The organism is Nocardia sp. KT25-26 (assembly GCF_056627695.1).
Map to the genome: position 1 here is coordinate 3,633,071 of NZ_CM152813.1, position 22,369 is coordinate 3,655,439.

The window sequence follows — 22,369 nt, forward strand, 5'->3', positions numbered from 1 at the left end:
GCCCCGGCAACAGGCCGAGCCGGGGCAAGACACGCGGCGGCCACGCCTCAGGAGCCCATCCAGGCCGATAGGGGACCTTACGACGCTGCGCAGGAGCCCTGCAGCATCCCACGCCGAGCACGCTGCCTGCATTATCCTCCATCGCAGGAGTGCAACATGATCGATCCGACCAAGGAGTGATGATGGCAGTGCTTCGAAATCTCATCAGCGGCATCATGATCCCGGCGGGCCTGGCTGCGGGGCTCGTATTCGCCGCCGGACCCGCCCATTCGGAAGAACTCGCAAAGTCCTGTGCCATCCCCTTCGAGGGAGTGGACACCGACCAGCCCAACGGGAAGTACCGGAAGAACGCCTCCATCAAGCAGCCCGGCTGGCATTATTCCTACTACGAGTGTGTGCCTGCCACCCTGCTCGGGAAGCCCGACAAGGCGATCTGGGCGAAGCGGGACTGCGAGGACGTGCGTCTGAGCGCCACCCAGGTCTACAACCGCGAGGTCATGGTGAATGGCCTCAAACGCCGCGAAGCACTTGTCGAATGCCGGCATCGGCCGTGGGCGAGCTGACTCCGTCCGGAGCAGTCTTCCGATCCATCCCGGTCGGCGTTCCCCGGTCTCGAACACCGGGGAACGCCGACCACAGCCGCCTTCCGCGACGGCGGACAGGACCGATCCGATCCTCTCGAGGAATCGCCGAGCATCCACCGGTCTCGGGAACCCGGTATGCAAAGTGTTCGTTCGGCATGGTGGTACACGGTCGTGCCATCGTGCGGGGAAGGGATCCGGTTCATGAAGATGCTCGAACAACGTTGCCCGGGACCGGCGAACGGTGATCGGCTGCCAGGCTGCGTTGCCGCAGCCGGCGCGCACACCGGTCGGTGGTGACCCTCGTTGTTCGCATGGTGGGGTGCACGGGTTTCCCGAATCCGATTCGCTGTCATCGGTGTTGTAGCAGCCGCGATGCTGGGTCTGGCCGGCTACGGGCTCGGCCTCGAGGACCATCTCAGTTCCGGCGGGATGTTCGATCCGGGCTCCGAATCCGCCGAAGCGGGCCGGTTGGCCGATGCGGCTTTCGGTCGCAATCACGACGTGGACGTCGTCGTGCTGTACACCGCGCCCGATGGGAAAACCGTTGACGATCCGGAATTCTCGCGCAAGGTTGTCGAGAATCTCGACGGCCTCCCCCGCCGGTACCCGGAGCAGATCTCCGGTATCAACGGCGCCTACTGGCCCACCGAGACCGGTAAGTTCAGCGGCGCGGCAGCGGCCACCGCGGACAAGAAGCGCGCGGTGGCCGCGATCGCGATCCGGGGTGACAACGACACCGAGCTGGCGCGCAACTACCGTGCGGTGCAGGATGCCTTCACCATTCCCGGTGTGCAGGTGCAGGTCGCGGGTCTGCAGCCGTTGGCCGGGGCGCTCACCGATACCGTTGCCGCAGATATCCACCGCATGGAGTTGCTGGCCTTCCCCGCGGTCGGCGTGCTGCTGTTCTTCGTCTTCGGCGGCGTCGTCGCTGCCGCGCTACCCCTGATCATCGGCGGGCTCACCGTCTTCGGCGCTTTCGGCATCGTCCGGTTCCTCACCGAATTCACCCCCGTCAACTCTTTCGTCTCACCCGTGGTGTCGATGATCGGCCTCGGCCTGGCCATCGACTACGGGCTGTTCATCGTCAGCCGCTTCCGTGAAGAGCTCGCCGAAGGTCACGACACGGCCACCGCGGTCCGCCGCTCGGTGCTGACCGCCGGTCGCACGGTGGTGTTCTCGGCGACCATGATCGTCGCCAGCCTCGGCGGCATGCTGCTGTTCCCGCAGGGCTTCCTGAAGTCGATCGCCTACGGCGCGATCGCGACGGTATCGATGGCGGCGCTGACCGCCGTCACCATTCTGCCTGCCATGCTGGCCGTCCTCGGCCCCCGGGTGGACATGCTGGGGCCGAAGCGATTCCGTCGAACCAGATCTGCCGACGAGGTCGAGAACGGATTCTGGGGACGTTCCACCCGCTGGGTGATGCGGCACCCGGTGAAGATCGCCGTGCCGCTGGTCCTCGTCCTCCTGCTCCTGATCCTGCCGATGTCGCACCTGTCCTTCGGCGGATTCAGCGAGAAGTATCTGCCGCCCGACGATCCGACTCGCCTGGCGCAACAGCAGATCGACCATCATTTTCCGCTGCGCAGGTCCGACCCGATCGAGCTGATCTTCGTTTCCACCGATACCGCCGCCATCGGCGCGCTGTACAAGGACGCCAACCGCGCACCCGGCCTGGCCGAACCGTTCGGACTACCGTCCCTGGCGCCCGACCGGCCCGATGTCTTCCGTGCCACCGCGGTGCTCACCGACCCCGACGACGCCGGACCGACCATCGACTACCTGCGCGGCCTCGACCGGCCCGACAATGTGGCCATGCTGGTGGGCGGTGTCCCAGCGATGCAGAAAGACAGCATCGACGCCCTGCTCACCCGGATTCCATGGATGATCGCACTCGTCGTACTCGTGACGACCGTGCTGATGTTCCTCACTTTCGGATCACTGGTGCTGCCGATCAAGGCCGCCTTGATGAGCGCGCTCGGCCTCGGCTCCACGCTCGGCGTCCTGACCTGGATCTTCATCGACGGCCACGGCTCGACCGTGCTGAACTTCACCCCGCAACCGATCCAGTCCAATGTCCTCGTGGTGATCATGGCCGTCATCTACGGGCTGTCCACCGACTACGAGGTGTTCCTGCTCTCCCGCATGGTCGAAGCCCGCAGCCGGGGCGCCTCGACGACCGAGGCCGTGCGGATCGGGACTGCCCACACCGGCCGCATCATCACCGCTGCAGCACTCATCCTGCTGGTCGTCGTCGGCGCCTTCGCCTTCTCCGACCTGGTGATGATGCAATACATCGCCTACGGCATGATCGCCGCGCTGGTCATCGACGCCACCGTCCTGCGGATGCTTCTGGTTCCGGCCACCATGAAGCTGCTCGGCGACTGGTCCTGGTGGGCGCCACGGTGGATGAAGAGGATTCAGGAGCGAACGGGTCTTGCGGAACCGGTGCTCGGAGCGGAGCCTCCGCGAGATGCGGACTCCGCGGCCCCGGCCTCCCCCGCGCCGACCACCAGCCGGTCGCAGACATCCACCGAGTTGCGAGTCCCCCGCTGACGAATCCCCTGCTGTGCGGCCCGACCCCGACCTGCGGTTTGCCGTCCGCCCCGGACGGGGCTCCGTGCCGCACACTCAGTCGGACCCGCCCTTCGGAGGTCAATCGCACTGTCGCACAATATGTTTCTACGACGTCTCAATTGTCGGTTTTGCACCGAGTTCGGATACCCTGCGAGCATGACGTGGACAGGGGACCCGACATGGCTGGCGGACGTGCTGCGTGCAGAGGGGTTGAAGGTAATCGAACACGACGGCTGGCGGCAGCGGGGACACGGGGACTTCCGTGAGATCCTCGGCGTGCTGTGCCACCACACCGCAGGCGGCGGCCCGAACGACTGGAAGATCGTGCAGAACGGACGGTCGGACCTTCCCGGCCCGCTGTCGCAACTCGTGCTGGAGCGCGACGGCACCTACCGTGTCGTCGCCTTGGGGATCGCCTGGCATGCCGGATACGGCAGCTGGCCCGGCTGGCCGACGGACAACGCGAACCATCACGTGATCGGGATCGAGGCGGTCAACGACGGGCGCGGCCAGGAGTGGCCGGAGGTGCAGTTGGATGCCTACCGGCGCGGATGTGCGGCGATCCTGCGCCGGATCGGCCGCGGGTCGCACGACTGCGTAGGACACAAGGAGTACTCGAGCGAAGGGAAGATCGACCCGGCGGGGATCGACATGCACCGGTTCCGGATGGACGTGCAGGCCCTGATCGATCGGGGACCGGCGGAGGACATGCCGGTGAGCATGGAGCGTCAGGTCGCACAGATCTGGGAACAGCTGCGCGGCCCGGACGGGAAGGGCTGGCCGCAACTCGGCCAGGACGCCGACGGGCGGGATCTGACTCTGGTCGACGCGGTGGCCGAGCTGCGGCGTGAAGTGGCTGCGCTGGCCGAGGACGTGGCCCACATCCGGGGATAGCGCCCGCAACCCGTGCAGCGGCTGCACCGGAACGGCGACCGCCCTTCCACGACGGATGGAAGGGCGGTCGCCGCATCAGCTGCCCACCTCTCGATGATCACCATCCGGGCCGGGTCGGCGGGGTCGACATTCGGGATACGGGCGGTGCGAGGACAGCCTTCCTCGGCCGGCGACGGTTCGATCGGTACGTTCAACTCGGCGAGCAACCGCTCATGCCATCCGGCGAACGCAGGGCGAGGGTGAACTCGTACCACGATGGGACCCGCTGGGCCACAGGCCCCGGGAAGAAGACGATGCCGCAATCGCCTGCCCACCCCCACTGCCCGGTTGCACAGGCTCAGAAGTTCGCCTGCCCCTTTTCCGCCGAGCTTGCGATATCGCTCTTCACCGACGCCGCCTCTTTCGACACTGCCTCGGCCCAGGTATCGGTATCCGTGACCGCGGCCCAGTTCGACTGCAGCAGCACCATCAGGGTCTCGTGCAACTGCTTCGCCGACACGGTTCCGGCCTCGTTCGCCAGGTGCACGGCGCCGGTGGCGTCCGAGAGCACCTCGACCGCGAACCCGAGCGGTTCGGCCGCTGCCGCGCTGGCCAGCACACAGTTGTTGGTCATGTAGCCGACCAAGGTCAGGGTGTCGATGCCGTTCTCGCGGAGCCACCCGGTGAGGTCGCCCGCGGTGAACACGCTGGAGTAGTTCTTCACCACGCGGTGCCAGCCCGGAGCGGCCCGGCGCTCCAGTTCCGGATGCAGTTTCCACCCCTCGGATCCGGCCGCGAACATCGGTGCGCCCTCAGGGTTTTCGTGCTGCACCGCCACCACCGGAATCCGGTGCTCTTCGGCCACATCGATCGCCTGCACAATCGCGGCCAGCGATTCGTCGCGGGGCGGGTAGCGGAGCGTCAATACACCATCGAAGTACTGCTGCTGGGCATCGACGATGATCAGGGCACGGCGCGGGGCGGTCATCATGGTCCTCCTTCGAAACGGTCGGCGGCCCGATCGGTGCCGCCACCACCGATCCTCCGACCTGTTCCACCACTACAGTGAGTGGCACGAAAGCAGTAATTCGATGAAATCGAGCCAACCATGCGCATCGCCATTCACGTCTTCGACGGAATCACCGCCTTCCACCTCGCGGCACCCTTGCTCGTGTTCGGTGAAGTGTCCCGCCTGGACCTGGCCGACGATTGGCAGACCACGGTCTGGAGTTCCGACGGCCGTCCCGTCCGCACCGCCGAGGGCGTCGTCATCGATGACCTCGCCGGCCCGGAGGCCGCCGACTCGGCCGGCCTCCTGGTCTTCCCGTCCTGGCCCATCGACCTTCCCGCGCCGGCCGCGCAGATCGTCGAATTGATCGTCGGTGCTCACCAGCGCGGCGTGCCGATCGTCGGCCTCTGCCTCGGCGCCTTTCCGGTGGCCGGCAGCGGAATCCTGGACGCCCGCACCGCCACCACGCACTGGGCCGCCGCCACCCAGCTCACCGAGTACGCCCCCGCCGTCGAGGTCCGCGCCGACGCCCTCTACCTGGACCACGGTGACGTCCTCACCTCGGCCGGCACCGCCTCCGCCCTGGACGCCTGCCTGCACATCGTTCGCACCCGACTCGGCTCGGCCGCTGCCACCACCCTCGCCCGCACTCTCGTCATCGCCCCGCACCGGGAAGGCGACCAGGCCCAATACATCGACCGTCCGGTACCCGATCACCCCGACGATCAGATCGGCCCCACCATCGCCTGGGCTCTCGCCAACCTGCACCGCCCCCTGCCCGTCGACGTCCTCGCCGACCACGCCTGCATGAGCAAACGCAACTTCACCCGCCGCTTCCACGAAACCACCGGCATGACCCCCGCCCGATGGGTACTCCAGCGCCGCCTCGACGAGGCCCGCCGCCTCCTGGAAACCACTACCTGGAGCATCGCCCGCATCGCCGACACCTGCGGCTTCACCAGCACCGTCACCTTCCGGCAGAACTTCGCGTCGCACTACGCCACCACACCCACCTCCTACCGGCACCGATTCACCGACCGGCAGACGGTGGGGCTAAGGACACAGCGTCCGCCTGATGTCGGTGCCATCGTGATCACCGAAGCCGCCGACGAGTTGCCGAATCCGATCTGATTCCCGCTCAACTCGAACAGCGCAACTCCGGTCGCCCCGCGAACGGACAAACCGCGACCATCCTCGACCCCGGGCACTACGGTGTTTGCCGGGCGCCTGTAGGTGTGCTGGGCCGCCCGCTCGGTAGCAGAGAGGCACGGCCCAAGGCGTCCGGGGGCCGGTCGACATTCGTGGATAGGCGGATGCCGTGCGCCGCACAGTTACCGCCGGGTTGCGCTGCCGCCGATGTTATTCCCCGGTTTCGTCGATGGCTCGGCGTCGAGACCACCGGCTTCGCTCGTAGCTGAGCTCGGCGAGCGACGTGTATCGCTGTCCGAGCTGAGATGGACGTGCGAATCGGCGCCCGGATGGTGCTCGATAGCTAGCAGATCGGATATGTTCCGGAGACTGCACCCCTTCGGTCACCAGATGGGCCCGCCTGCGAGTGGTGGGGAAACGAGAATACCCTCCGACGCAGGTCAGAGGGTATTTCTTCGGTCGGGCTGACAGGATTTGAACCTGCGACCACTTGACCCCCAGTCAAGTGCGCTACCAAACTGCGCCACAGCCCGTTCTGCGCCCGTCTCCGGGTGCTCGATGAGATTACCTCAACGGTTGGTGATGTTACTAATCCGCAGGTAGTAGCCTGTTTCTGGGGTAGCTCCCATCCTCTGCGGTGCGGCCTGGAGTACGGGCAGCGGTTGCCGTGTCGGGGCGTCGGGCTGCTTGACTGAGGATTGGAGAGGGGATCGACGGGCCATCGAAGCGTAGGATCGGGTTGCTCGCTGCGGAGCGCACAGGCGAGCTCGGTTGGTTGTCGGGGAGCTCAGGCTAAAGGTTGCACTCGTCCGACGGGTGTCCAGCCGGAGCCCAGACTCGCGACTACATCTGAGCACGATCGGGTGACAGCGGTTGAGCATACCGAATGCGGTTGGTACTGCAACGGCACTTGCCTGTACTGGGGGCAACGCGCTGGACGTTCTTGGTCGAGGTCTGGAATAGGCTCGTCCGGGTGATCGTGCGACCGATTCATGAACTCGTCAATGTCGATGATCCGGCGTGGCCATCGTTGAGCAACGAAATTGCGTCGGCTGCCATACCGGTGGAGGTGTTACCGGTTGAACCGGCTCGGGCCCAGCAAACACTGTTCCGGTTGCAGGTAACGGCTCGTTCGACACTCGGTGCGCTCGCATTGAACACTGGAGGTCTGCTGGTTGATCACTGCTGGCTGCGGATCCTCGGCGGTGGCCACTCCAGGCTACCCGACGTGGCCGAGATCAATCGTATGAACGAGCGGGGCGCCGACGGCAAGCCGTTGGGGGCGTTGACGGTCGCTATCGATGCATTGGGTGGACAGTTCGCCATCAACGGGGGCGCGCTGCCCGGTGACTCCGGCGAAGTGTGTTTCTTCGGGTCCGATAGTTTGCGATGGGAACCGATCGGCGGTGGTCATGCGGCCTTCGTGGCCTGGGTTATGCGTGGTGGACTATCTGATTTCTACCGAGGTGTGCGTTGGCCGGGATGGGCCGACGAGGTGGCGCGGCTCGCCCCTGCGGAGGGACTGTCCGTGCATCCACCGCTGTGGAGCGTGGAGGGGCAGTCGGATGTCCCGGCGACGAGCCGCCGAAGCTGTCCGCTCCGCGAGCTGGCCGCACTTCATCTCGAGACCGCCGCGCAGCTGAATGGCTGATACCGCATCGGCTCCTGTTGGAGCCGGTGCTGTTGGATCTCATGTGTGGTACTGGATCATGCTGTGGCGAAGTTGGATTCGTCGATATCTCGGATCGGGGCCGGTTCGCCCGGCCCGAGCCGCAGAATCAGGAGCAGGAGCATGTGAACTCGCCATCGCGTTCTAGACGGTTCTCCTGCTCGGCGTTCCGGTTGTCGCCGGCGGGCTGCGGGCGTGGCGGGTCAGTGAACTCGTCGACAAGGAAACCGTGCAGCGTGCTGCCTGAGATCGAGTCCGCACGCTTGCTGCTGCGCCGACCGATGCGGCGGGACGCGGTCGCGCTCGCCGCCACGGCCGATGCGGAGATGCTCGCAGGGAACGGGTTGACGCAACGTCATATCCGGGCAATGGTGAAATCCGTCGAGCGGGGACATCCGGAGCCCGGGCTTCTCGTGTTCGAAGCGCGGCCGGACGGCACCCTGATCGGTGGCGCGAGCGTGCACCCGAGTGACAACAACGCATCGTCGCGAACTCTTGGCTGGTGGATCGGCCCCCGACACCGACGCGCCGGTTACGCGAGCGAGGCGGTGGCCGCGTCGGTCGAAGTCGTCCACGACGCCGGTTTCGCTACCGTCGAGATCGGTACGAGCGAGTCGAATCTCGCGGTGCAGCGCATCTGCGCCCGGATCGGTGCGACGGAGAAGGACCGGCGTGCGCAGACGTTGCCGAACGGATCGATCGTCCCGGCAATCTGGTACGAGCACCGGCAGGTGACAGTGAACAAGCCCTGAATCGATGGCAGCACGCCGTTGAGCTGTTCACGGGACCCGGGACGCGGTCGCCGCCGCGGCGCAGCGTGCGGTGGGTGAACCGTTTGCTCGGCCTGGGCCTCATGCCTCGTCGTAGCGGACAATTCGTTCGGCGACGCGTCGATGCCACTTGTTCTTCGAGTTCAGGAACGGCTCGACGTGTTTGCGAACACCTTGTGCTCGGAGGCGCGCCAGGGCCTCGAGGGCATGCCCTTGTACGGTTTCGTCGTCGAGCTGGGCGACGGCGATGTCCGCGGCGCCAGGTCGGCGGCTCTTGCCGAGCCAGTCGACGACCATCTGCCGTTGCATGCCGAATGTTCGGTCCGCCGCGATATCGGCCAGTTGCGCGTAGTACTCCTTGCCCGCCGGAATGTCATAGATGGCGTTGCCGGCCGCCCACCGAGTGGTGGGCCTGATCTCCTTGCCAGGGGCGAACTGCGAGATGAGCGCGGGTACGGCAGCAGCCGACTTCCGTGCCCCCTTGCGGCCGAGGGCTTCGATCAGCGTGATCCGAGCAAGGTTGCGCGCCTGCGTTTCCGGCCCTGGCCAACGTGTTTCGAGCTCGGTCAACCATTGTGCGAGCACTGCGATGACCTCCGGTGCGAAGGCCTCACGCTGCGAGATCTCGGCAATGGTTGATCCGTATCCGCAGGCAGACCGGTAGTCCTCGAGCAGGCGTGCGGCTGCCGAGTCTTCGATTGCGGTCAACTCTGGAGGTCCGTTCTGATGTGTTCGATCTTGCTCTGGAGGACGGATTTTGCGGTTCGGCGGGGTCGATCCCGGCGCGTGCTTCGGCCTTGGCGCCCGCAACTTGTTTCTGCGCACGTTTTGCGAGGCGGCTCCGGCGCGATAGCACTCGCGAAATCGACACCCCCATCGTGAGCGCGTCGTACCCCGGCGACGTCGTTACGGACGACAGCCATGACGAGATCGACTTCTCCTGCATCAGCCACTACATGAGTATGCCGGGGACGGTCATCGATCAGCCTGCCCGAAGCTACGACGCCCGGAACGAATCCCCCGGCATGGTTCGGCGGCGCTGACGTGGCAACTCGCAACAGCCGGTCGACCGCGGCGCTCAACCGAGCGGGCGAGCCTGGTACCAACACTGATCAGCGATCAGGTGCAAGGTGTCGCCTCTGCCGTGTAGCCCGGTGTAGCCCCGCCGGCGGAGGCGGGGGACGACCAGCTTGTCCACTTGCTGGACGTCGAGGCTGCCGTCGCCGAGCCGACCGAGCACCAGTCGTTCCCGATCGTGACCGTAGCCGCCGTAGAGCGCGACTCTCCCGTCGGCCACGGCCAAGGCCTTCGTGCCGTCGACACTCCCCGGGTTGTCCCAGATCGTTGCGGCGCCCTGGGTGATCCGAGCGATCGGAAATTCCGTGTAGTAGTAGGCCCAGGCCGTGTCGCCGTCGACGTTGAGGGCATAGCAGTCGGCCATACCGGCGTCGTCGAGCGACCAGACCGGCCGCAGCGAGCGGTCGAAACGGACAAGTCCTGCACTGCCGATCGGTTCGGGTCCCGGTCCGCCCCACCCATGGCTTCCGAATACGCCCTCATCGAAGTAGCCGACCCAGATATCACCGGAGCTCGACACCACGACGTGCTCGATACCGTCGCCGAGAACACCGGTCCGCACCAGGGCTCCTTCCGGGTCGTATATCGCCGCGTTGTGCTCGGCGCCCTCCGGCGACCAACGGCACCGTGCCCCGACCACCAGCACTGCACCGTCCGGAAAGGTCTGGACCGTCGGGAAGGCACTTGTCAGGTCCGCGATCGGAACGACAGCACACACGTCGGGCGCATACGTCACCGCCCGCGCCGAAACCGGCCGGGTGACACGACTGCGCGCAAACGACGCCCCACCCGAATCCGTGTTGCGCGCAGTGAGCGCATCCGCGCCTTCCGCAGTCGCCCACAAGGTGATCATCGTCCCGTGGGGTCCAGCAGTCGCATCGATCAGGCAGTCGTGCTCGTCGACCGGGGTCAGCTCAGCATGAAACTCGAACACGAGGACGATTTTGCTCCCCGCGAAGGGCAGCCGGCCACCGATTTCACTGCCACCGGCGCGGCCCACCGGCTACGGCAACCGGACTCGAGTGCGACCGCCCGCTGAGAAAGCGGCCGCACCCGAGGCGGGGCGATGCGTGTCAGGCGCTGCCGGTTTCGATGAGGTCGAGCAGTGGATCGGATTCGGTGACTTCGACTGGGCCGTCGAAGACCTCGATTCCGTGCGGATTCACGAGACAGTCCGCGCCCTCGGCGACCTGCAGGACCACCACGACGTGGTGACTTCCGGGCGCGATGTCGGTGATCACGAACTCCGGATTGTCGGGTTGGGCGAGTGGCGCCTGAAGCTCACCGTCGACCAGGGCGTACGCACTCCAGCACGGGTAGTCGGACTCTGCCGACACGGTGATCTTCTCGCGGCCTCCGGTGACATTTGCCGTATCGGCTGCGGCAGCAGTCCCCGGTACCGCAAGCATCATCGTCGCCGCGGCGAGACCGGTTGCAGCAGTTGCGATCTTGAATTTTCTCATCTCCCAGCTCTAGCACAACGAACTTCCGAGGGTGACGCCGGATCCGGGAATAGCCAGGTTCCGACGTCGTCCAGCGAGCCGTAGTTGTCATTCGCCGACGGTGGCCTACCGCCATCACGCTCGCGGCCACCAGCACGGCAGATTCGCCACGAACACGATCTGTGGCTGTTCCCGGACGTCGTCACCGGCCAGGAGATAGCACGCGATGTTGATCAGCCACTGCCCGATCGACGCGGTCAGTCCCCGCGGCCGCGAGCTCCCGATGCCGAGGTAGCCGAGCACGATGGCGACTCCCATCACCGCAGCGCAGAAAGCAAGAGCGATGCCGGCACCGGGTTGCGCCGCGAGCAAGGCCGTCCAGCCCCCAGCTGCGGGGACACAGGCGAGGCGTTGAGGGGCGGGGCAACCCGTCGACGGGATCCTCGGCTGCCATGCTCGCGGGCATACCGAGCGTGCTCGGCACTCTGATCGTTGCGATACTCTTAGCGCCCCCTGATGGCAACCGAACAGTCTGTTTTTGGGGATTCTGTCCGGATGCCGTCAAAGATTCAACAGAAGAGAAGTTTGATGAAGCGCACAATTGCTGTCGGTCTGGCTTTCGTCGCGGTCGCCGCGGCCGCGGGCTGCGGCTCGGAGGAGTCCACGACCGCTGCCGCATCGCAGTCCGCATCGGCCTCCGCCGAGGGCGGCGATGCGCAGCAGATCCGTGACCTCGTCGCCGAGCAGGAGCTGGCGATGGCGGCCTTCGATTTCGACCGGATGGCCGAACTCACCTGCACCGAGTACCGCGAGGAGGTCAGGAACCTGCCGGACACCATGTTCCCACCGCTCAGTTCGGGAGGTACTGCCGAGGAGTGGGCCGGCAAGCCTGCCGATCAGCTGGCCGCCGCGCTGAAGGCGGAATTCCCGGCGGCCTCCGATGCGAACATCGACGACCTGGTCGACGCGATGATCCGCTTCGACGACCCTGCCTACAAGGCTGCGAACATGGCCGTCCTCCGCGAAAGCACCACGATCAGCATCGACAAGGTCGAGAACATCGAGGTGACCGGGAACAGCGCAACCGCCGACATCACCTCCACGTGGACGAAGAAGGGCACACCGCCGGAGATCAAGACCGAAAGCAATGCCTTCCTCGAGGAAGACGGTGAGTGGCTGGACTGCCAGCAGCCGTCGTAACGGGCACTGTCGCCGGGATGCCGGGTCGCCCGGCATCCCGTTGCCGTGCCACAGGTTCCCGTGCCGGCACGCTACAGTCACCGATGTGCCACCCGTTCTGCACCCGCGCGACCCCCTCTTCGTGAACTTGAAGGACCACCTGGACGACCACGCGTACAGGTGGATCCACATCGATCGGTACGAGCTGGCGCAGGCCGATCCCACCGATGCGGAGATCATTGCCGCGGTGATGAATTCGACCCTCTATCGGGACGGACACATCGGGGGCGGAGTCGTGCCGAACGGGACGATCCACGGGCCGTGGCGGATCGAGTGCATCACCGTGGCCGACTACGAACCGCTGAGCACCGCAGCCGCCGTGGAAAGGTTCGACCGATGGCTCGATGTCGACGCTGCCGGACCGACGAACTTGCGCTCCATCGTCGCCGAGGAGGTACACCGCCGACTGCGGTCCGCGGACGCCGTGTATTTCCTGCGCGATCTCGGTAACGGTGCACTGTGCGACTACGGCCGAATCCATAACGAGTACAACGAATTCCTCACCGTCGACCGAACCTCCGGGGAAGTGGCGCTGATTCTCGCCGCCGATGACTGAATGGGCCGAACCACTCGTTCCGGCTCCTGTGCTGAACTACCGGGCATCCAGAACCACCGGACATACTCGGGCAACCCCTACGCTATGGCTTCGGCGACGAACCCTGTCCCAGCGGAAGGCGATGGACCGTAGCGCTCGCGCCACGGTGCGAATCCACTGGGTCGACCGATGACGACCGGAGCACGCCCGGCCGAGGCGGTCAGCCGATTCGGCTGTGCCGGTAGTCGCCGGGGGTCATGGCGGTTTCCTGCTGGAAGACGCGGTAGAAGTGCCGTTCGGACGCGAAGCCCGATGCGAAGGCAACGGCGGCCGGTGGTAGTGACGGGTCGCGGAGCAGGAGCGTCTCGGCGTGCTGCATGCGGAGCCGCTTCACGGTCGCGGCGAAACTGTCGCCGGCGCGGTCGAAGATCCGGAACAGGGTGCGGCGGGAGATGTGGCAGGCTCGCGCCACCTCGTCGGCGGACAGATCGGGGTCGGTGAACCTGTCGTGCAGGTAGGTCATGATGTGTTCGCGGCTCAGCGCTTCCGCCGACGTGTCCACCGGCCGTGCACCGGCGGTGAGCAATACCGCGGATGCGAGGAGGTCCAGGGCGCTGGTCTCGAGGACCGCCGCCTCCTCGGGGGCTTCCTGCCGGACCCGGGCGAGATTGCAGAAGAAGTTCGCCACCACACCTGCCGGACTGTCGGCCGGCACGGTGACCGCGGTGGGCAGTTCCAGGCGGGCGAGGCCGGGCTGTCGGCGCAGCAGGGGCATCGGTACCTGTACCACCACTTGCTCGAACCCCAACCCGGTCGACCAACCATACGGTTCAGATGTGGTGTAGAAGACCATGTCCCCGCCACTGACCACAGCAGAGCGTCCGTCCTGATCCAGGCACGCGCGCCCTCCTGTATGGATGCTCACCAGCAGATATTCCTCATCCGAGTGAGCGATGTGCCGAGCTGATCGCCAAAATTCCTGAACACTGCCCACAAGGGTCGTCAAGCTGTAGTCGGCGGGACCGTCCAGCCTTCCGGTCGTGACTCGCCCATAGAACGGCCGATCGGGGTGTGGATCAACGGATAGCGGCACATAGGTCTGCGACATCAGCGCTTCCCACTCGTCGCGCGCCTCGCTGCGCGGTGTGGGCGACGCAAACTCCAGCGTCGTCGGAAAATCGACCATCCCCGCCCCACCTGAACACGAATCCTCGGCCGTGGTCGTTGCCACGACGACGAATGAGGATAGCGGGAACTTCGGCCGGCTGCGGCCACGATCATCGAATCACCTATTGTAAGCCATGATTCGCGAAATGCGGTGAGTGTCCCAGCCGTCCTCCGGCCAACCGGCGCCCACCTGGGTCCGACCGGAGTCACTCCCCAGAACTCACAGACCACCGATGTGCTCGTTCCGCATCGCCGGGCAGCGATCCGGACATCGAGACGGCCAGCAGCCATGCCGGGACAGCTGAAGCCCGATGGCGGCCCGCATTCCCTGCCCGCAGCGACGGCGTGTCCCCGTGATCCGAACCACACTCCCTATGCAACTGATTGCATAGAACCTGTTCCACCAATAGCGTCACACCCGACGAACCCCGGCGGCCCGGTCGCCGAAATGTCCCGTTTCGGAGGTTTACATGGCACTGCCCGAATGGCTCTCCAGCCGCCTTTCCCTGCCGGTGATCGCGTCACCGATGTTCATCGCCTCGGGGCCCGAGCTGGTGATCGCCCAGTGCCAGGCGGGCATCGTCGGGTCGTTTCCGGCGCTGAATGCCCGGCCGGCGGCCCTGCTCGGTGAGTGGCTGGATCGCATCACCGAGGAGAACGCCGCCTACGCGGCGACGCATCCCGGCGCGGTCGTCGCGCCGTTCGCGGTGAATCAGATCGTGCACCGGTCCAACGACCGGCTCGAACACGATATGCAGGTCATCGTCGAGCACAAGGTGCCGATCGTGATCACCTCGCTCGGCGCCCGGGAGGAGGTCAACGAGGCGGTCCACTCCTACGGCGGCATCGTGCTGCACGACGTCATCAACGACCGTTTCGCACACAAGGCGATCGAGAAGGGTGCCGACGGGCTCATCGCGGTGGCGGCCGGGGCGGGTGGTCACGCCGGAACCCAGTCGCCGTTCGCCCTGGTCCAGGAGATCCGCTCCTGGTTCGACGGCCCGCTGCTGCTGTCCGGTTCGATCGCGCACGGCCGGTCCATCCTGGCCGCGCAGGCCGCGGGGGCCGATCTCGCGTACGTCGGGTCGGCGTTCCTTTCCACCACCGAAGCCAATGTGGTCGCCGACTACCGGCAGATGATCGTCGACTCCGGTGCCGCCGATATCGTCTACAGCAACCTGTTCACCGGCGTGCACGGAAATTATCTGCGCGGCAGCATCGTCGCCGCCGGACTGGACCCGGACAACCTGCCGGAATCCGATCCGACCCGAATGGATTTCGGCACCGGTGATGCCGAGGACGGCAAGCCCGCGGTCAAGGCCTGGCGGGATGTCTGGGGCGCCGGACAGGGCATCGGGGCGATCACCGCCCAGCGTCCGGCCGCCGAACTGGTGGCGCTGCTCGCCGAGCAGTACCGCGCCGCCGTCGCCGACCTCGGTGGCGTCCTCGGCGGTGCGCCGGGTTCGCTCGTACCGGCGCGGTAGCCGATCCGGCCGGGGAGCCGGAGAACCTGCCGACAGCGCCTGATCCCGCTGCCCGGCGGATCAGGCGCCCCGCTCCGTCTTCGCCTGCGTTACCGGCGCCTCCCGAACGGTGGTGCGCAGCCCACCGGAACCTCGGTCGGCGGAGGCTCGCAACGGACATCCGAACAGCGTGCGGACGGCGGTTCCGGTCATGGTCCGGCAGTGCCGGATCGTCCTGCGCGAGGTGGCGATCGACCATACGGTCCGCGTGCTGCCGGTTGCGCCGCGGATTCCGGCCACCCGATCGTCGAGCCAGTCCAGGGCGGTGGGCGCGGACAACATCATCAGCGTGAAATGCTCACTGAGCCGGTCACGCAGGTAGGTGAGTTCGACGCCGTGGCGGCGGTACCGGTCGGCCTGGGAATCGACGCAATCGGCGGGAATGACCTGGTCGTGGACCGGTTGCAGCATCAGCAGCGGACAGGCGGGGCGGTTCCGGCCGAGTTCGAGGTCGTCGATGATCTGCCGGATGCCCGGTCGCGCCAGGACGTCGTCCAGCGGCCGGTCCAGGTACGAGGTGAGGTCTCGCTTCGCCATGCGGACCAGAGCCGCGGCGGGAGCGAGCGTGCGGATACGGTCCAGGAGCGACCGACCGGCCGGGGTGGCGTGGGCGTGCACGGCATGGTCGATCGCGGGATAGGTGTTGCGCAGTGCGGCGATCACCATCGTCGGGAAGCCTGCGAACAGTCCGCCGTCCAGGCGGCGCAGAACTTCACCCGGGTTACCGACCGGTGCCCCCAGCACGGCTGCGGTGAGGTCCAGTTCCGGGGCGTATCCGGGCGCCATCTCCACGGTCCAGGAGGCCGCCATGCCACCGCCGGAATAGCCCCAGACCGTGATCGGGGCGGCGGAGTCGATATCGATCCGGTCGAAGGCCCGCACCGCGCGGATGCCGTCGAGGATGCGGTAGCCGGGTTCGCGTGGGACGCCGAAACCGCCGTGTGGACCGCCGTGGTCGGCGATGGACACCAGCCAGCCCCGGCGCACGGCCGCCGCGATCATCATCGGCCATTCGATCTGGGTGATCGAGCCGAGCGCGGCGGCGCCGAGCCGGAGCGCGTACGACGGGGCGCAGTGTTCGGCGATCGCATCCACGGCCGAGGCGAATGCGAGGATGCCCCGATAGCGGACCCGGCCCGGTGGCGCCACGATCGTGGTGACCCCGACTTCGGGTGTGCCGTGCAGATCGTTGGTGCGGTAGGCCACCTGCCATGCCGATACGTGCTGGCGGACCACCCCGAACAATCCGATCTCGACCGGGCGGCTGCGCAGGATCGTGCCGGGCGGGAGCTCGGCGAGGTCCGCCGGTGGCCGGAAGAAGGGATCCTCGGACCTGCGTAGCGGAGCCCGGTGCACCGATTCCAGCGGGATCACCTCGCCGCCGACCGGCCGACTCGGCCGCGCCTGTGGCCATCCGATACTCACACCGCTCCCATCGCCGGACGCCGACACTCCCGAACGGTTCCGGTGTTCTCGGCCCGGTCCCGGACGTCGGACACCGTAGACCGCCCGGACAGCGTTCGACAGGCGGTCCGGTCCGCTCCCCCCGCAGTCACAACTTCGCCTGCTCGGGACTGGTGTGCACCCCATATGGTGCGACCGCCCAGCCAGCCGGTCCCGCGCTATCGTCGAATCATGGGCATCATGGGCGAACTGTTTCCGGGGAAGAAGCTGATCCACGACGGTGATCGGGAGGGAACCGGAGACCTGGACCGCCCGCGGGTCGAGTTGGATCTCGACTCGGGGGTGGTGCGGCTGTCGCCGTCGGCGCCGGAGCCGCGCAGCGAACCGGATCAGGCCTTCGGGCCGCCCGCGACGTAGAGCACCTGGCCACTGACGAATCCGGCGCCTTCCGAGGCGAAGAACGAGGCCGCGTGCGCGATATCGGCCGGCACTCCGGTCCGGGCCACCGGGATCTCCTTCGCCACGGCCGCCTTGAAGTCCTCGAACGGCACGCCGACCCGTTCGGCGGTGGCAGCGGTCATCTCGGTCTCGATGAAGCCCGGTGCGATCGCGTTCGCGGTGACGCCGAACTTGCCGAGTTCGAAGGCCAGGGTCTTGGTGAAGCCCTGGATGCCGGCCTTCGCCGCGGCGTAGTTGGCCTGGCCGCGGTTGCCCAGTGCGGAGGTGCTCGACAGGTTGATGATGCGCCCCCAGCCGGCTGCCGTCATGTAGCCCTGCACCGCCCGGGTCATCAGGAACGAGCCGCGCAGGTGCACGTTCATCACCGAATCCCAGTCGGACGTGCTCATCTTGAACAGCAGGTTGTCGCGGATGATGCCGGCGTTGTTGACCAGGACCGTGGGCTCACCGAGCTCGCCGGCAACGCGCTCCACCGCCGCTGCAACTCCGGCTTCGTCGGCGACGTCCGCGCCGACGCCCAGCGCCCGGCCACCCGCAGCCTCGATCCGGTCGACCACCGGCCGGCAGGCGGCCTCGTCGAGGTCGAGCACCGCCACCGCGAAGCCGTCGGCGGCGAGCCGCTCGGCGACACCGGCACCGATTCCCCGGGCGGCGCCGGTCACGATCGCGGTGCGGGTGACACTGGGGTTGCTCATCTGGATGCTCCTGTCGGTCGGGACGGTTCTCCCCGGAAAACTATCCGACCGCGGAGCACGCCGCGACCATGCCTCAGCGGGCAGTCGCCGGCTCGAGGCCCGCCGCCGTGCCCGGCGGCAGCGGAGTGTGCACCGAACCGGCCGCCAGCACCAGCTCCTGGACCGGCCGGGTCCGGCCCGGCGGGTCCACCAATCGGCGCAGCTGCAGCGGATTGCCGCGGCACCGGCACCAGATCCGCTCCGCGAGATCCGGATCCACATCGGAACCGACCAGTTTCGCCAGGATCTCGCCGACACCGGACACTGTCAACGAAGGCACCGGGAGTTCGGCGAGCTCACCCGATCGGACGATGGCGCACACCGTCTCCGGGATCGGTTCGTCATCCCGCACCGTCAACAGCACCCGGGCGCGCCGATGCACCATCAGCTGATGGATGACGAACCCGGTGGACTCGTCCAGCAGGTGGGCATCGTCGACGACGATCAACGGCAGCCCGTTCGGACCCGGGGTGCCGAACAGCTCGATCGCCGACCGGATCACTTCCCGCTGGATACCCGGCAGCCGGGGCAGCACCGCCGCCAGCGCACCGAAGGGCACCTCCCGGGCACCGGGCGATCCGACGATCCACCAGGTCGGGGTTCCGGCCGCGTGTTCGGCGCGGGCGAGCTCGCGGGCCAGCCGGGTCTTGCCGACCCCACCGGCGCCGATCAGTGCCGCACCGTGCCGGTCCAGCGCGGCCCAGGCGGCGCCGACCAGCCGGGCGCGTTCCGCCAGCGGCCACTCGTCGGTGCCGTGCGGTGGTCCGGGCGGTGTGGCCGTGCGGCGACGCCGCACGCCGGCCTGCGCAGCCTGGGCGCGGAGCCGGTCCCACTGCACCATCGGCGTGGCGCGGAACGACCGGCCCCGATGCCGGGCGAGATGCGCCGCCTTCTCGGTGAGCGCCCCGATCATCAGCTCGAAGTGCGGATCAGTGCCCGACCGCGGAATGCGCCGCACCGTGCCATCCGCACGGGCCGGCAACCACTCCCGGATCTTCTCCGACACCGGCACCCCGAGGTGGGCACAGACCTGCGCGGCGGTCGGCCGCCCCGCGGCCTCGTGCAGAGCGCGCAACTCCCGCACGTATGCCGCGCGGCCCGGCAACTCCTCGGGCCGCTCCCGATTTCCCGGCTGCCTGCACAGGTCACCGGCCTGTCCCACCACGAGTTCCCTGGTCCCGTCCCGCATGACATCTATCCCCTCATGCTCCACCGATCATCGGTCCCCCAGTGTCGGGCAACCGGCCGGACCGGCCACAGACTTCCCGTGCCAACCTTCTGACAACCGGCGCCATCCCGGGGATCAGCGCAGGTGTGTGTGCCGGTATTCGCCCGGCGTCATCCCGACCTCGTCGAGAAACGCTCGATGGAAGGTCCGTTCGGAAGCGAATCCGGAGGCGAACGCGACCGTCGCCGCCGACATGGTTCGATCACACAGCAACAGCTTCCGGCCGTACCGCACCCGCATCCGGCGCAAGGTGGTGGCGAAACTGCATCCGGTGGCTTCGAATATCCGGAACAGCGTGCGCCGCGACACCTTGCAGGCGAACGCGACTTCGTCGACCGTCAGATCCGGATCGGTGCAATGCTCACGCAGGTAGGCCAGCGCATGCTCCCGGGCCAGGACTGCGCCGGTCGCCCCGGGCCGCTGCTCTCCCGAAGCCAGCACCACCGCCGAGGCGAACAGGTCAAGCGCACCCGAGGCCAGCAGTTTCGCCTCGGTCGGCGATTCCTGTTGTATCCGAGCAAGATTGCGGAAGAATCCGGACACCACTCCGGCCGCTCCGTCGGCCGGCAACCGGATGCCGACCGGGAAGTCGATCCGGCCCAGGCCCGGTTGTGCCCGGACCAGCTGCACCGGCACCTGAACGGTCACCATCCCGAAGTCCACCCAGTCCGGCCAGTAGAACGGTCTGCTGCAGTCCAGGAAGACCATTTCGCCGGGCGCGATCACCGTCTCCCGGCCGGCGTGGCACAGCCGGGACCGGCCTCTGGTCTGGATCACCGAGACGAGGAACTCGTCGTCGGACCGGCCGATATGCCTGGTGGTTCGGCGGAACCGCTGGTTCCGGCCGGATAGGGTCGCCAACCGGAAATCCTCCCGGCCGGCCAGCGAATCACTGTGTACCCGGCCGTAGAACGGCTGCTCCGGATCGGCCTCCACCGCCAGCGGCACATAGGTTTCCGCCATCAACGCCAGCCACTGGTCGTACGCTTCGCCACGTCCCGTCGCCGCCGACAACTCCAGCGCCGGTTCGACTGCCAACTCGGCTGCCCCCCTCCGCAAAGCCACCTCGAGCACTGCCGCTGCCGCGGCACGGCTCGTATGGTAGCCCGCCGTGTTCGCGCGCGATGGCCGACCGACCTCCGCCCCGCACCGCGGGCCCGGCCGCCGCCGACCGTCTTCTGCCTCCCCCGGTGTGGTTGCGGTCAGTCGGCGCCCGGCGCCAGTCCCGCCACCAGCGGGGTGTCACTGTCGATCTTGCCGATTCTGGTCGCCCCGCCGGGGGCGCCGATGGTGTCGAAGAAGTCGACGTTGGTGCGGGTGTAGTCGGACCACTGGTCCGGGACGTCGTCTTCGAAGAAGATCGCCTCGACCGGGCAGACCGGTTCGCAGGCACTGCAGTCGACGCATTCGTCGGGCTGGATGTAGAGCATCCGGTTGCCTTCGTAGATGCAGTCGACCGGGCACTCCTCGAGACAGGCCTTGTCCTTGACGTCCACACAGGGTTCGGCGATCACATAGGTCATGCGAGGCTCCTTCGGGAGACGTGTCGGGCCGGGACGTTCTCGTACTACGAAGCCGGTCGGGCCGTTCGGGCACCCGTTCGCATCCTATCGCCGATCCGGACCCGTCGCCGCGGAGCCGCATGTCGGAGGTCCGGTCTAGCGTGACACCATGCCCGCCCCGCACTCCCGCCGCGCCACCGAACTCTCCTTGCCCCAGGCCCGCCGAATCGCGCTGGCCGCTCAGGGATTCGCCGATCGGCGGCCCGATCGGCGGCCGACGCTCGCACATCTGGGCCGGGTGGTGCGCCGGGTCGGGATCCTGCAGATCGACAGTGTGAACGTGCTGGCCCGCAGCCAGTATCTGCCGGTGTTCGCCCGTCTCGGCGACTACGACCCCGCCCTGCTGGACCGGGCCACCACCACGGCGGCGGGCACCGGACCGGCACGGCTGGTCGAATGCTGGGCGCACGAGGCCAGCCTGGTACCACCCGCCACCCGGCAGTTGATGCGGTTCCGGATGGAGCGCAACCGCACCGCGCGGGGTGCCGGCTGGTTCACCGCCATCCGGGACAGCAAACCCGAACTGGTGAAGGCTGCGTTCGAGGAGGTTGCCCGGATCGGGCCCGCGACCGCCCGGGAGGTCGAGGCGGCGCTCGCCCACGACGTGCCCCGGGTGAAGGAGCACTGGGGCTGGAACTGGTCCGAGGTCAAGAAGTGCCTGGAGTACCTGTTCTGGACCGGGGAGCTCACCGCCGACGGACGCAACGCCGCCTTCGAGCGCCGCTACGATCTGCCCGAGCGGGTGCTGCCGCCCGAACACCATCTGGCCCCCGAACCGTCGCCCGAGGAGGCGCATCGCGAACTGGTGGCGATTGCGGCCCGGGCGCACGGTATCGCCACCGAACGATGCCTGCGCGACTACTTTCGCCTGGGTGCTGCGGAGGCGAAAGCCGCGGTCGCGGATCTCGTCGACGCCGGCGAACTGGTGCCGGTCCGGGTGCGCGGCTGGGAGCGCGCCGTCTACCTGCACAAGAACGCCCGGATCCCGCGGCGGATCGAGGCCCGCGCGCTGCTCAGCCCCTTCGACTCGCTGATCTGGACCCGCGACCGGGCCGAAGAGCTGTTCGGGTTCCGCTACCGGCTGGAGATCTACGTCCCGGCGGCCAAGCGGGTGCACGGCTACTATGTGCTGCCGTTCCTGCTGGGCGAGCAGTTGGTCGCCCGGGTTGATCTGAAGGCCGACCGGGCATCGGGGACGCTGCTGGTCCGGCAGATCACCCTGGAGGACGATGCCCCGCCGGACACCGGCACCGAGCTGACCGCCCAGTTGCGTGAGATGGCCGAGTGGCTGGGCCTGGACCGGGTGGAATGCCAGGCAGTCGACGGCACCGTGCAACGGTGACCGGTTCCGGCAGGCGGCGCATCTTT

Annotated in this window: 23 protein-coding genes and 1 tRNA gene; 12 read left to right on the forward strand and 12 right to left on the reverse strand. The window is 67.4% G+C overall.

The annotated features are described in order from the left end of the window. The first annotated feature begins 182 nt into the window (after positions 1–182). The 3 genes from AC1HFH_RS16595 to AC1HFH_RS16605 all read left to right on the forward strand — a co-directional run bounded on the left by AC1HFH_RS16595 (position 183) and on the right by AC1HFH_RS16605 (position 4,055). Entirely contained in the window at positions 183–563 is a 381-nt protein-coding gene (locus AC1HFH_RS16595; RefSeq protein WP_480243689.1) for a hypothetical protein, read from the forward strand. Between the two features lie 324 nt (positions 564–887). After that, positions 888–3,140, forward strand: coding sequence for an MMPL family transporter (locus AC1HFH_RS16600; protein ID WP_480243690.1), 2,253 nt, complete (start codon positions 888–890; stop codon positions 3,138–3,140). 177 nt (positions 3,141–3,317) lie between these two features. Continuing rightward, positions 3,318–4,055, forward strand: coding sequence for a peptidoglycan recognition protein family protein (locus AC1HFH_RS16605; RefSeq protein WP_480243691.1), 738 nt, complete (start codon positions 3,318–3,320; stop codon positions 4,053–4,055). A 337-nt stretch (positions 4,056–4,392) separates the two neighbouring features. Here AC1HFH_RS16605 and AC1HFH_RS16610 read toward each other — a convergent pair whose 3' ends face one another. Continuing rightward, the gene (locus AC1HFH_RS16610; protein WP_480243692.1) at positions 4,393–5,022 is read right to left on the reverse strand and encodes a cysteine hydrolase family protein; all 630 of its coding nucleotides are present in this window, start codon (positions 5,020–5,022) and stop codon (positions 4,393–4,395) included. Positions 5,023–5,142: 120 nt separating this feature from the next. Between AC1HFH_RS16610 and AC1HFH_RS16615 the strand changes: the two genes are divergently transcribed. After that, positions 5,143–6,174 (forward strand): GlxA family transcriptional regulator, encoded by a 1,032-nt coding sequence (locus AC1HFH_RS16615; RefSeq protein WP_480243693.1) that lies wholly within the window; start codon positions 5,143–5,145, stop codon positions 6,172–6,174. A gap of 477 nt (positions 6,175–6,651) precedes the next feature. Here the strand turns inward: AC1HFH_RS16615 and AC1HFH_RS16620 are convergent. Next, a tRNA-Pro gene (locus tag AC1HFH_RS16620) sits at positions 6,652–6,725 on the reverse strand. A 353-nt stretch (positions 6,726–7,078) separates the two neighbouring features. Between AC1HFH_RS16620 and AC1HFH_RS16625 the strand changes: the two genes are divergently transcribed. Next, complete coding sequence (locus AC1HFH_RS16625; RefSeq protein WP_480243694.1) at positions 7,079–7,843, forward strand: DUF2625 family protein; 765 nt, start codon at positions 7,079–7,081, stop codon at positions 7,841–7,843. A gap of 254 nt (positions 7,844–8,097) precedes the next feature. Further along, the gene (locus AC1HFH_RS16630; protein WP_480243695.1) at positions 8,098–8,613 is read left to right on the forward strand and encodes a GNAT family N-acetyltransferase; all 516 of its coding nucleotides are present in this window, start codon (positions 8,098–8,100) and stop codon (positions 8,611–8,613) included. 99 nt (positions 8,614–8,712) lie between these two features. On the opposite strand, the gene AC1HFH_RS16635 is transcribed toward AC1HFH_RS16630, so the two are convergent. Next, positions 8,713–9,456 carry a HEAT repeat domain-containing protein gene (locus tag AC1HFH_RS16635; protein WP_480243696.1) on the reverse strand — a complete coding sequence of 248 codons (744 nt, stop codon included), beginning with the start codon at positions 9,454–9,456 and terminating at the stop codon, positions 8,713–8,715. Between the two features lie 53 nt (positions 9,457–9,509). Here AC1HFH_RS16635 and AC1HFH_RS16640 point away from each other — a divergent pair, with 53 nt between their 5' ends. Beyond that, positions 9,510–9,674 (forward strand): hypothetical protein, encoded by a 165-nt coding sequence (locus AC1HFH_RS16640; protein ID WP_480243697.1) that lies wholly within the window; start codon positions 9,510–9,512, stop codon positions 9,672–9,674. 35 nt (positions 9,675–9,709) lie between these two features. Here AC1HFH_RS16640 and AC1HFH_RS16645 read toward each other — a convergent pair whose 3' ends face one another. From AC1HFH_RS16645 to AC1HFH_RS16655, 3 genes are all read right to left on the reverse strand, one after another. After that, entirely contained in the window at positions 9,710–10,642 is a 933-nt protein-coding gene (locus AC1HFH_RS16645; RefSeq protein ID WP_480243698.1) for a hypothetical protein, read from the reverse strand. A gap of 139 nt (positions 10,643–10,781) precedes the next feature. After that, positions 10,782–11,171 (reverse strand): hypothetical protein, encoded by a 390-nt coding sequence (locus tag AC1HFH_RS16650; protein WP_480243699.1) that lies wholly within the window; start codon positions 11,169–11,171, stop codon positions 10,782–10,784. A gap of 114 nt (positions 11,172–11,285) precedes the next feature. Beyond that, positions 11,286–11,468: a hypothetical protein gene (locus tag AC1HFH_RS16655; RefSeq protein ID WP_480243700.1), complete on the reverse strand. Its 183-nt coding sequence runs from the start codon at positions 11,466–11,468 to the stop codon at positions 11,286–11,288. Positions 11,469–11,666: 198 nt separating this feature from the next. Here AC1HFH_RS16655 and AC1HFH_RS16660 point away from each other — a divergent pair, with 198 nt between their 5' ends. Both AC1HFH_RS16660 and AC1HFH_RS16665 read left to right on the forward strand, forming a co-directional pair. Beyond that, positions 11,667–12,350 (forward strand): hypothetical protein, encoded by a 684-nt coding sequence (locus tag AC1HFH_RS16660; RefSeq protein ID WP_480243701.1) that lies wholly within the window; start codon positions 11,667–11,669, stop codon positions 12,348–12,350. 85 nt (positions 12,351–12,435) lie between these two features. Beyond that, a complete protein-coding gene (locus AC1HFH_RS16665) occupies positions 12,436–12,945 on the forward strand; it encodes a hypothetical protein (RefSeq protein ID WP_480243702.1) in 510 nt (169 codons plus the stop codon). A gap of 199 nt (positions 12,946–13,144) precedes the next feature. Here AC1HFH_RS16665 and AC1HFH_RS16670 read toward each other — a convergent pair whose 3' ends face one another. Beyond that, positions 13,145–14,110, reverse strand: coding sequence for an AraC family transcriptional regulator (locus AC1HFH_RS16670; protein ID WP_480243703.1), 966 nt, complete (start codon positions 14,108–14,110; stop codon positions 13,145–13,147). Positions 14,111–14,561: 451 nt separating this feature from the next. On the opposite strand from AC1HFH_RS16670, the gene AC1HFH_RS16675 reads away from it, so the two are divergent. Further along, positions 14,562–15,575, forward strand: coding sequence for an NAD(P)H-dependent flavin oxidoreductase (locus tag AC1HFH_RS16675; protein WP_480243704.1), 1,014 nt, complete (start codon positions 14,562–14,564; stop codon positions 15,573–15,575). Between the two features lie 60 nt (positions 15,576–15,635). Here AC1HFH_RS16675 and AC1HFH_RS16680 read toward each other — a convergent pair whose 3' ends face one another. Beyond that, positions 15,636–17,039, reverse strand: a complete 1,404-nt coding sequence (locus AC1HFH_RS16680) for a lipase family protein (RefSeq protein WP_480243705.1) — start codon at positions 17,037–17,039, stop codon at positions 15,636–15,638. 210 nt (positions 17,040–17,249) lie between these two features. Here AC1HFH_RS16680 and AC1HFH_RS16685 point away from each other — a divergent pair, with 210 nt between their 5' ends. Further along, on the forward strand, positions 17,250–17,435 hold the full coding sequence (locus AC1HFH_RS16685) for a hypothetical protein (protein ID WP_480243706.1): 186 nt from the start codon (positions 17,250–17,252) through the stop codon (positions 17,433–17,435). Here AC1HFH_RS16685 and AC1HFH_RS16690 read toward each other — a convergent pair. The 4 genes from AC1HFH_RS16690 to fdxA all read right to left on the reverse strand — a co-directional run bounded on the left by AC1HFH_RS16690 (position 17,408) and on the right by fdxA (position 20,962). Further along, positions 17,408–18,172 carry an SDR family oxidoreductase gene (locus AC1HFH_RS16690; RefSeq protein WP_480243707.1) on the reverse strand — a complete coding sequence of 255 codons (765 nt, stop codon included), beginning with the start codon at positions 18,170–18,172 and terminating at the stop codon, positions 17,408–17,410. The two genes, AC1HFH_RS16685 and AC1HFH_RS16690, sit on opposite strands and share 28 nt — an antisense overlap. A gap of 73 nt (positions 18,173–18,245) precedes the next feature. Continuing rightward, positions 18,246–19,400, reverse strand: coding sequence for a hypothetical protein (locus AC1HFH_RS16695; RefSeq protein ID WP_480243708.1), 1,155 nt, complete (start codon positions 19,398–19,400; stop codon positions 18,246–18,248). Between the two features lie 114 nt (positions 19,401–19,514). Continuing rightward, positions 19,515–20,477 (reverse strand): helix-turn-helix domain-containing protein, encoded by a 963-nt coding sequence (locus AC1HFH_RS16700; RefSeq protein ID WP_480243709.1) that lies wholly within the window; start codon positions 20,475–20,477, stop codon positions 19,515–19,517. Between the two features lie 164 nt (positions 20,478–20,641). Beyond that, positions 20,642–20,962, reverse strand: a complete 321-nt coding sequence (gene fdxA / locus AC1HFH_RS16705; protein ID WP_480243710.1) for a ferredoxin — start codon at positions 20,960–20,962, stop codon at positions 20,642–20,644. Between the two features lie 148 nt (positions 20,963–21,110). Here fdxA and AC1HFH_RS16710 point away from each other — a divergent pair, with 148 nt between their 5' ends. Next, a complete protein-coding gene (locus tag AC1HFH_RS16710) occupies positions 21,111–22,343 on the forward strand; it encodes a winged helix-turn-helix domain-containing protein (protein ID WP_480243711.1) in 1,233 nt (410 codons plus the stop codon). Positions 22,344–22,369 lie beyond the last annotated feature (26 nt).

Excerpts from the sequence above, each read along its gene's own strand:
- AC1HFH_RS16595 (WP_480243689.1), top strand. The coding sequence starts at position 183 with ATGGCAGTGCTTCGAAATCTCATCAGCGGCATCATGATCCCGGCGGGC.
- AC1HFH_RS16625 (WP_480243694.1), top strand. The coding sequence starts at position 7,079 with ATGCGGTTGGTACTGCAACGGCACTTGCCTGTACTGGGGGCAACGCGC.
- AC1HFH_RS16610 (WP_480243692.1), bottom strand. The coding sequence starts at position 5,022 with ATGACCGCCCCGCGCCGTGCCCTGATCATCGTCGATGCCCAGCAGCAG.
- AC1HFH_RS16605 (WP_480243691.1), top strand. The coding sequence starts at position 3,318 with ATGACGTGGACAGGGGACCCGACATGGCTGGCGGACGTGCTGCGTGCA.
- AC1HFH_RS16685 (WP_480243706.1), top strand. The coding sequence starts at position 17,250 with ATGGGCATCATGGGCGAACTGTTTCCGGGGAAGAAGCTGATCCACGAC.
- AC1HFH_RS16710 (WP_480243711.1), top strand. The coding sequence starts at position 21,111 with ATGCCCGCCCCGCACTCCCGCCGCGCCACCGAACTCTCCTTGCCCCAG.
- AC1HFH_RS16615 (WP_480243693.1), top strand. The coding sequence starts at position 5,143 with ATGCGCATCGCCATTCACGTCTTCGACGGAATCACCGCCTTCCACCTC.
- AC1HFH_RS16690 (WP_480243707.1), bottom strand. The coding sequence starts at position 18,172 with ATGAGCAACCCCAGTGTCACCCGCACCGCGATCGTGACCGGCGCCGCC.
- AC1HFH_RS16655 (WP_480243700.1), bottom strand. The coding sequence starts at position 11,468 with ATGGGAGTCGCCATCGTGCTCGGCTACCTCGGCATCGGGAGCTCGCGG.
- AC1HFH_RS16660 (WP_480243701.1), top strand. The coding sequence starts at position 11,667 with ATGGCAACCGAACAGTCTGTTTTTGGGGATTCTGTCCGGATGCCGTCA.
- AC1HFH_RS16650 (WP_480243699.1), bottom strand. The coding sequence starts at position 11,171 with ATGAGAAAATTCAAGATCGCAACTGCTGCAACCGGTCTCGCCGCGGCG.
- AC1HFH_RS16695 (WP_480243708.1), bottom strand. The coding sequence starts at position 19,400 with ATGCGGGACGGGACCAGGGAACTCGTGGTGGGACAGGCCGGTGACCTG.
- AC1HFH_RS16675 (WP_480243704.1), top strand. The coding sequence starts at position 14,562 with ATGGCACTGCCCGAATGGCTCTCCAGCCGCCTTTCCCTGCCGGTGATC.
- fdxA (WP_480243710.1), bottom strand. The coding sequence starts at position 20,962 with ATGACCTATGTGATCGCCGAACCCTGTGTGGACGTCAAGGACAAGGCC.
- AC1HFH_RS16670 (WP_480243703.1), bottom strand. The coding sequence starts at position 14,110 with ATGGTCGATTTTCCGACGACGCTGGAGTTTGCGTCGCCCACACCGCGC.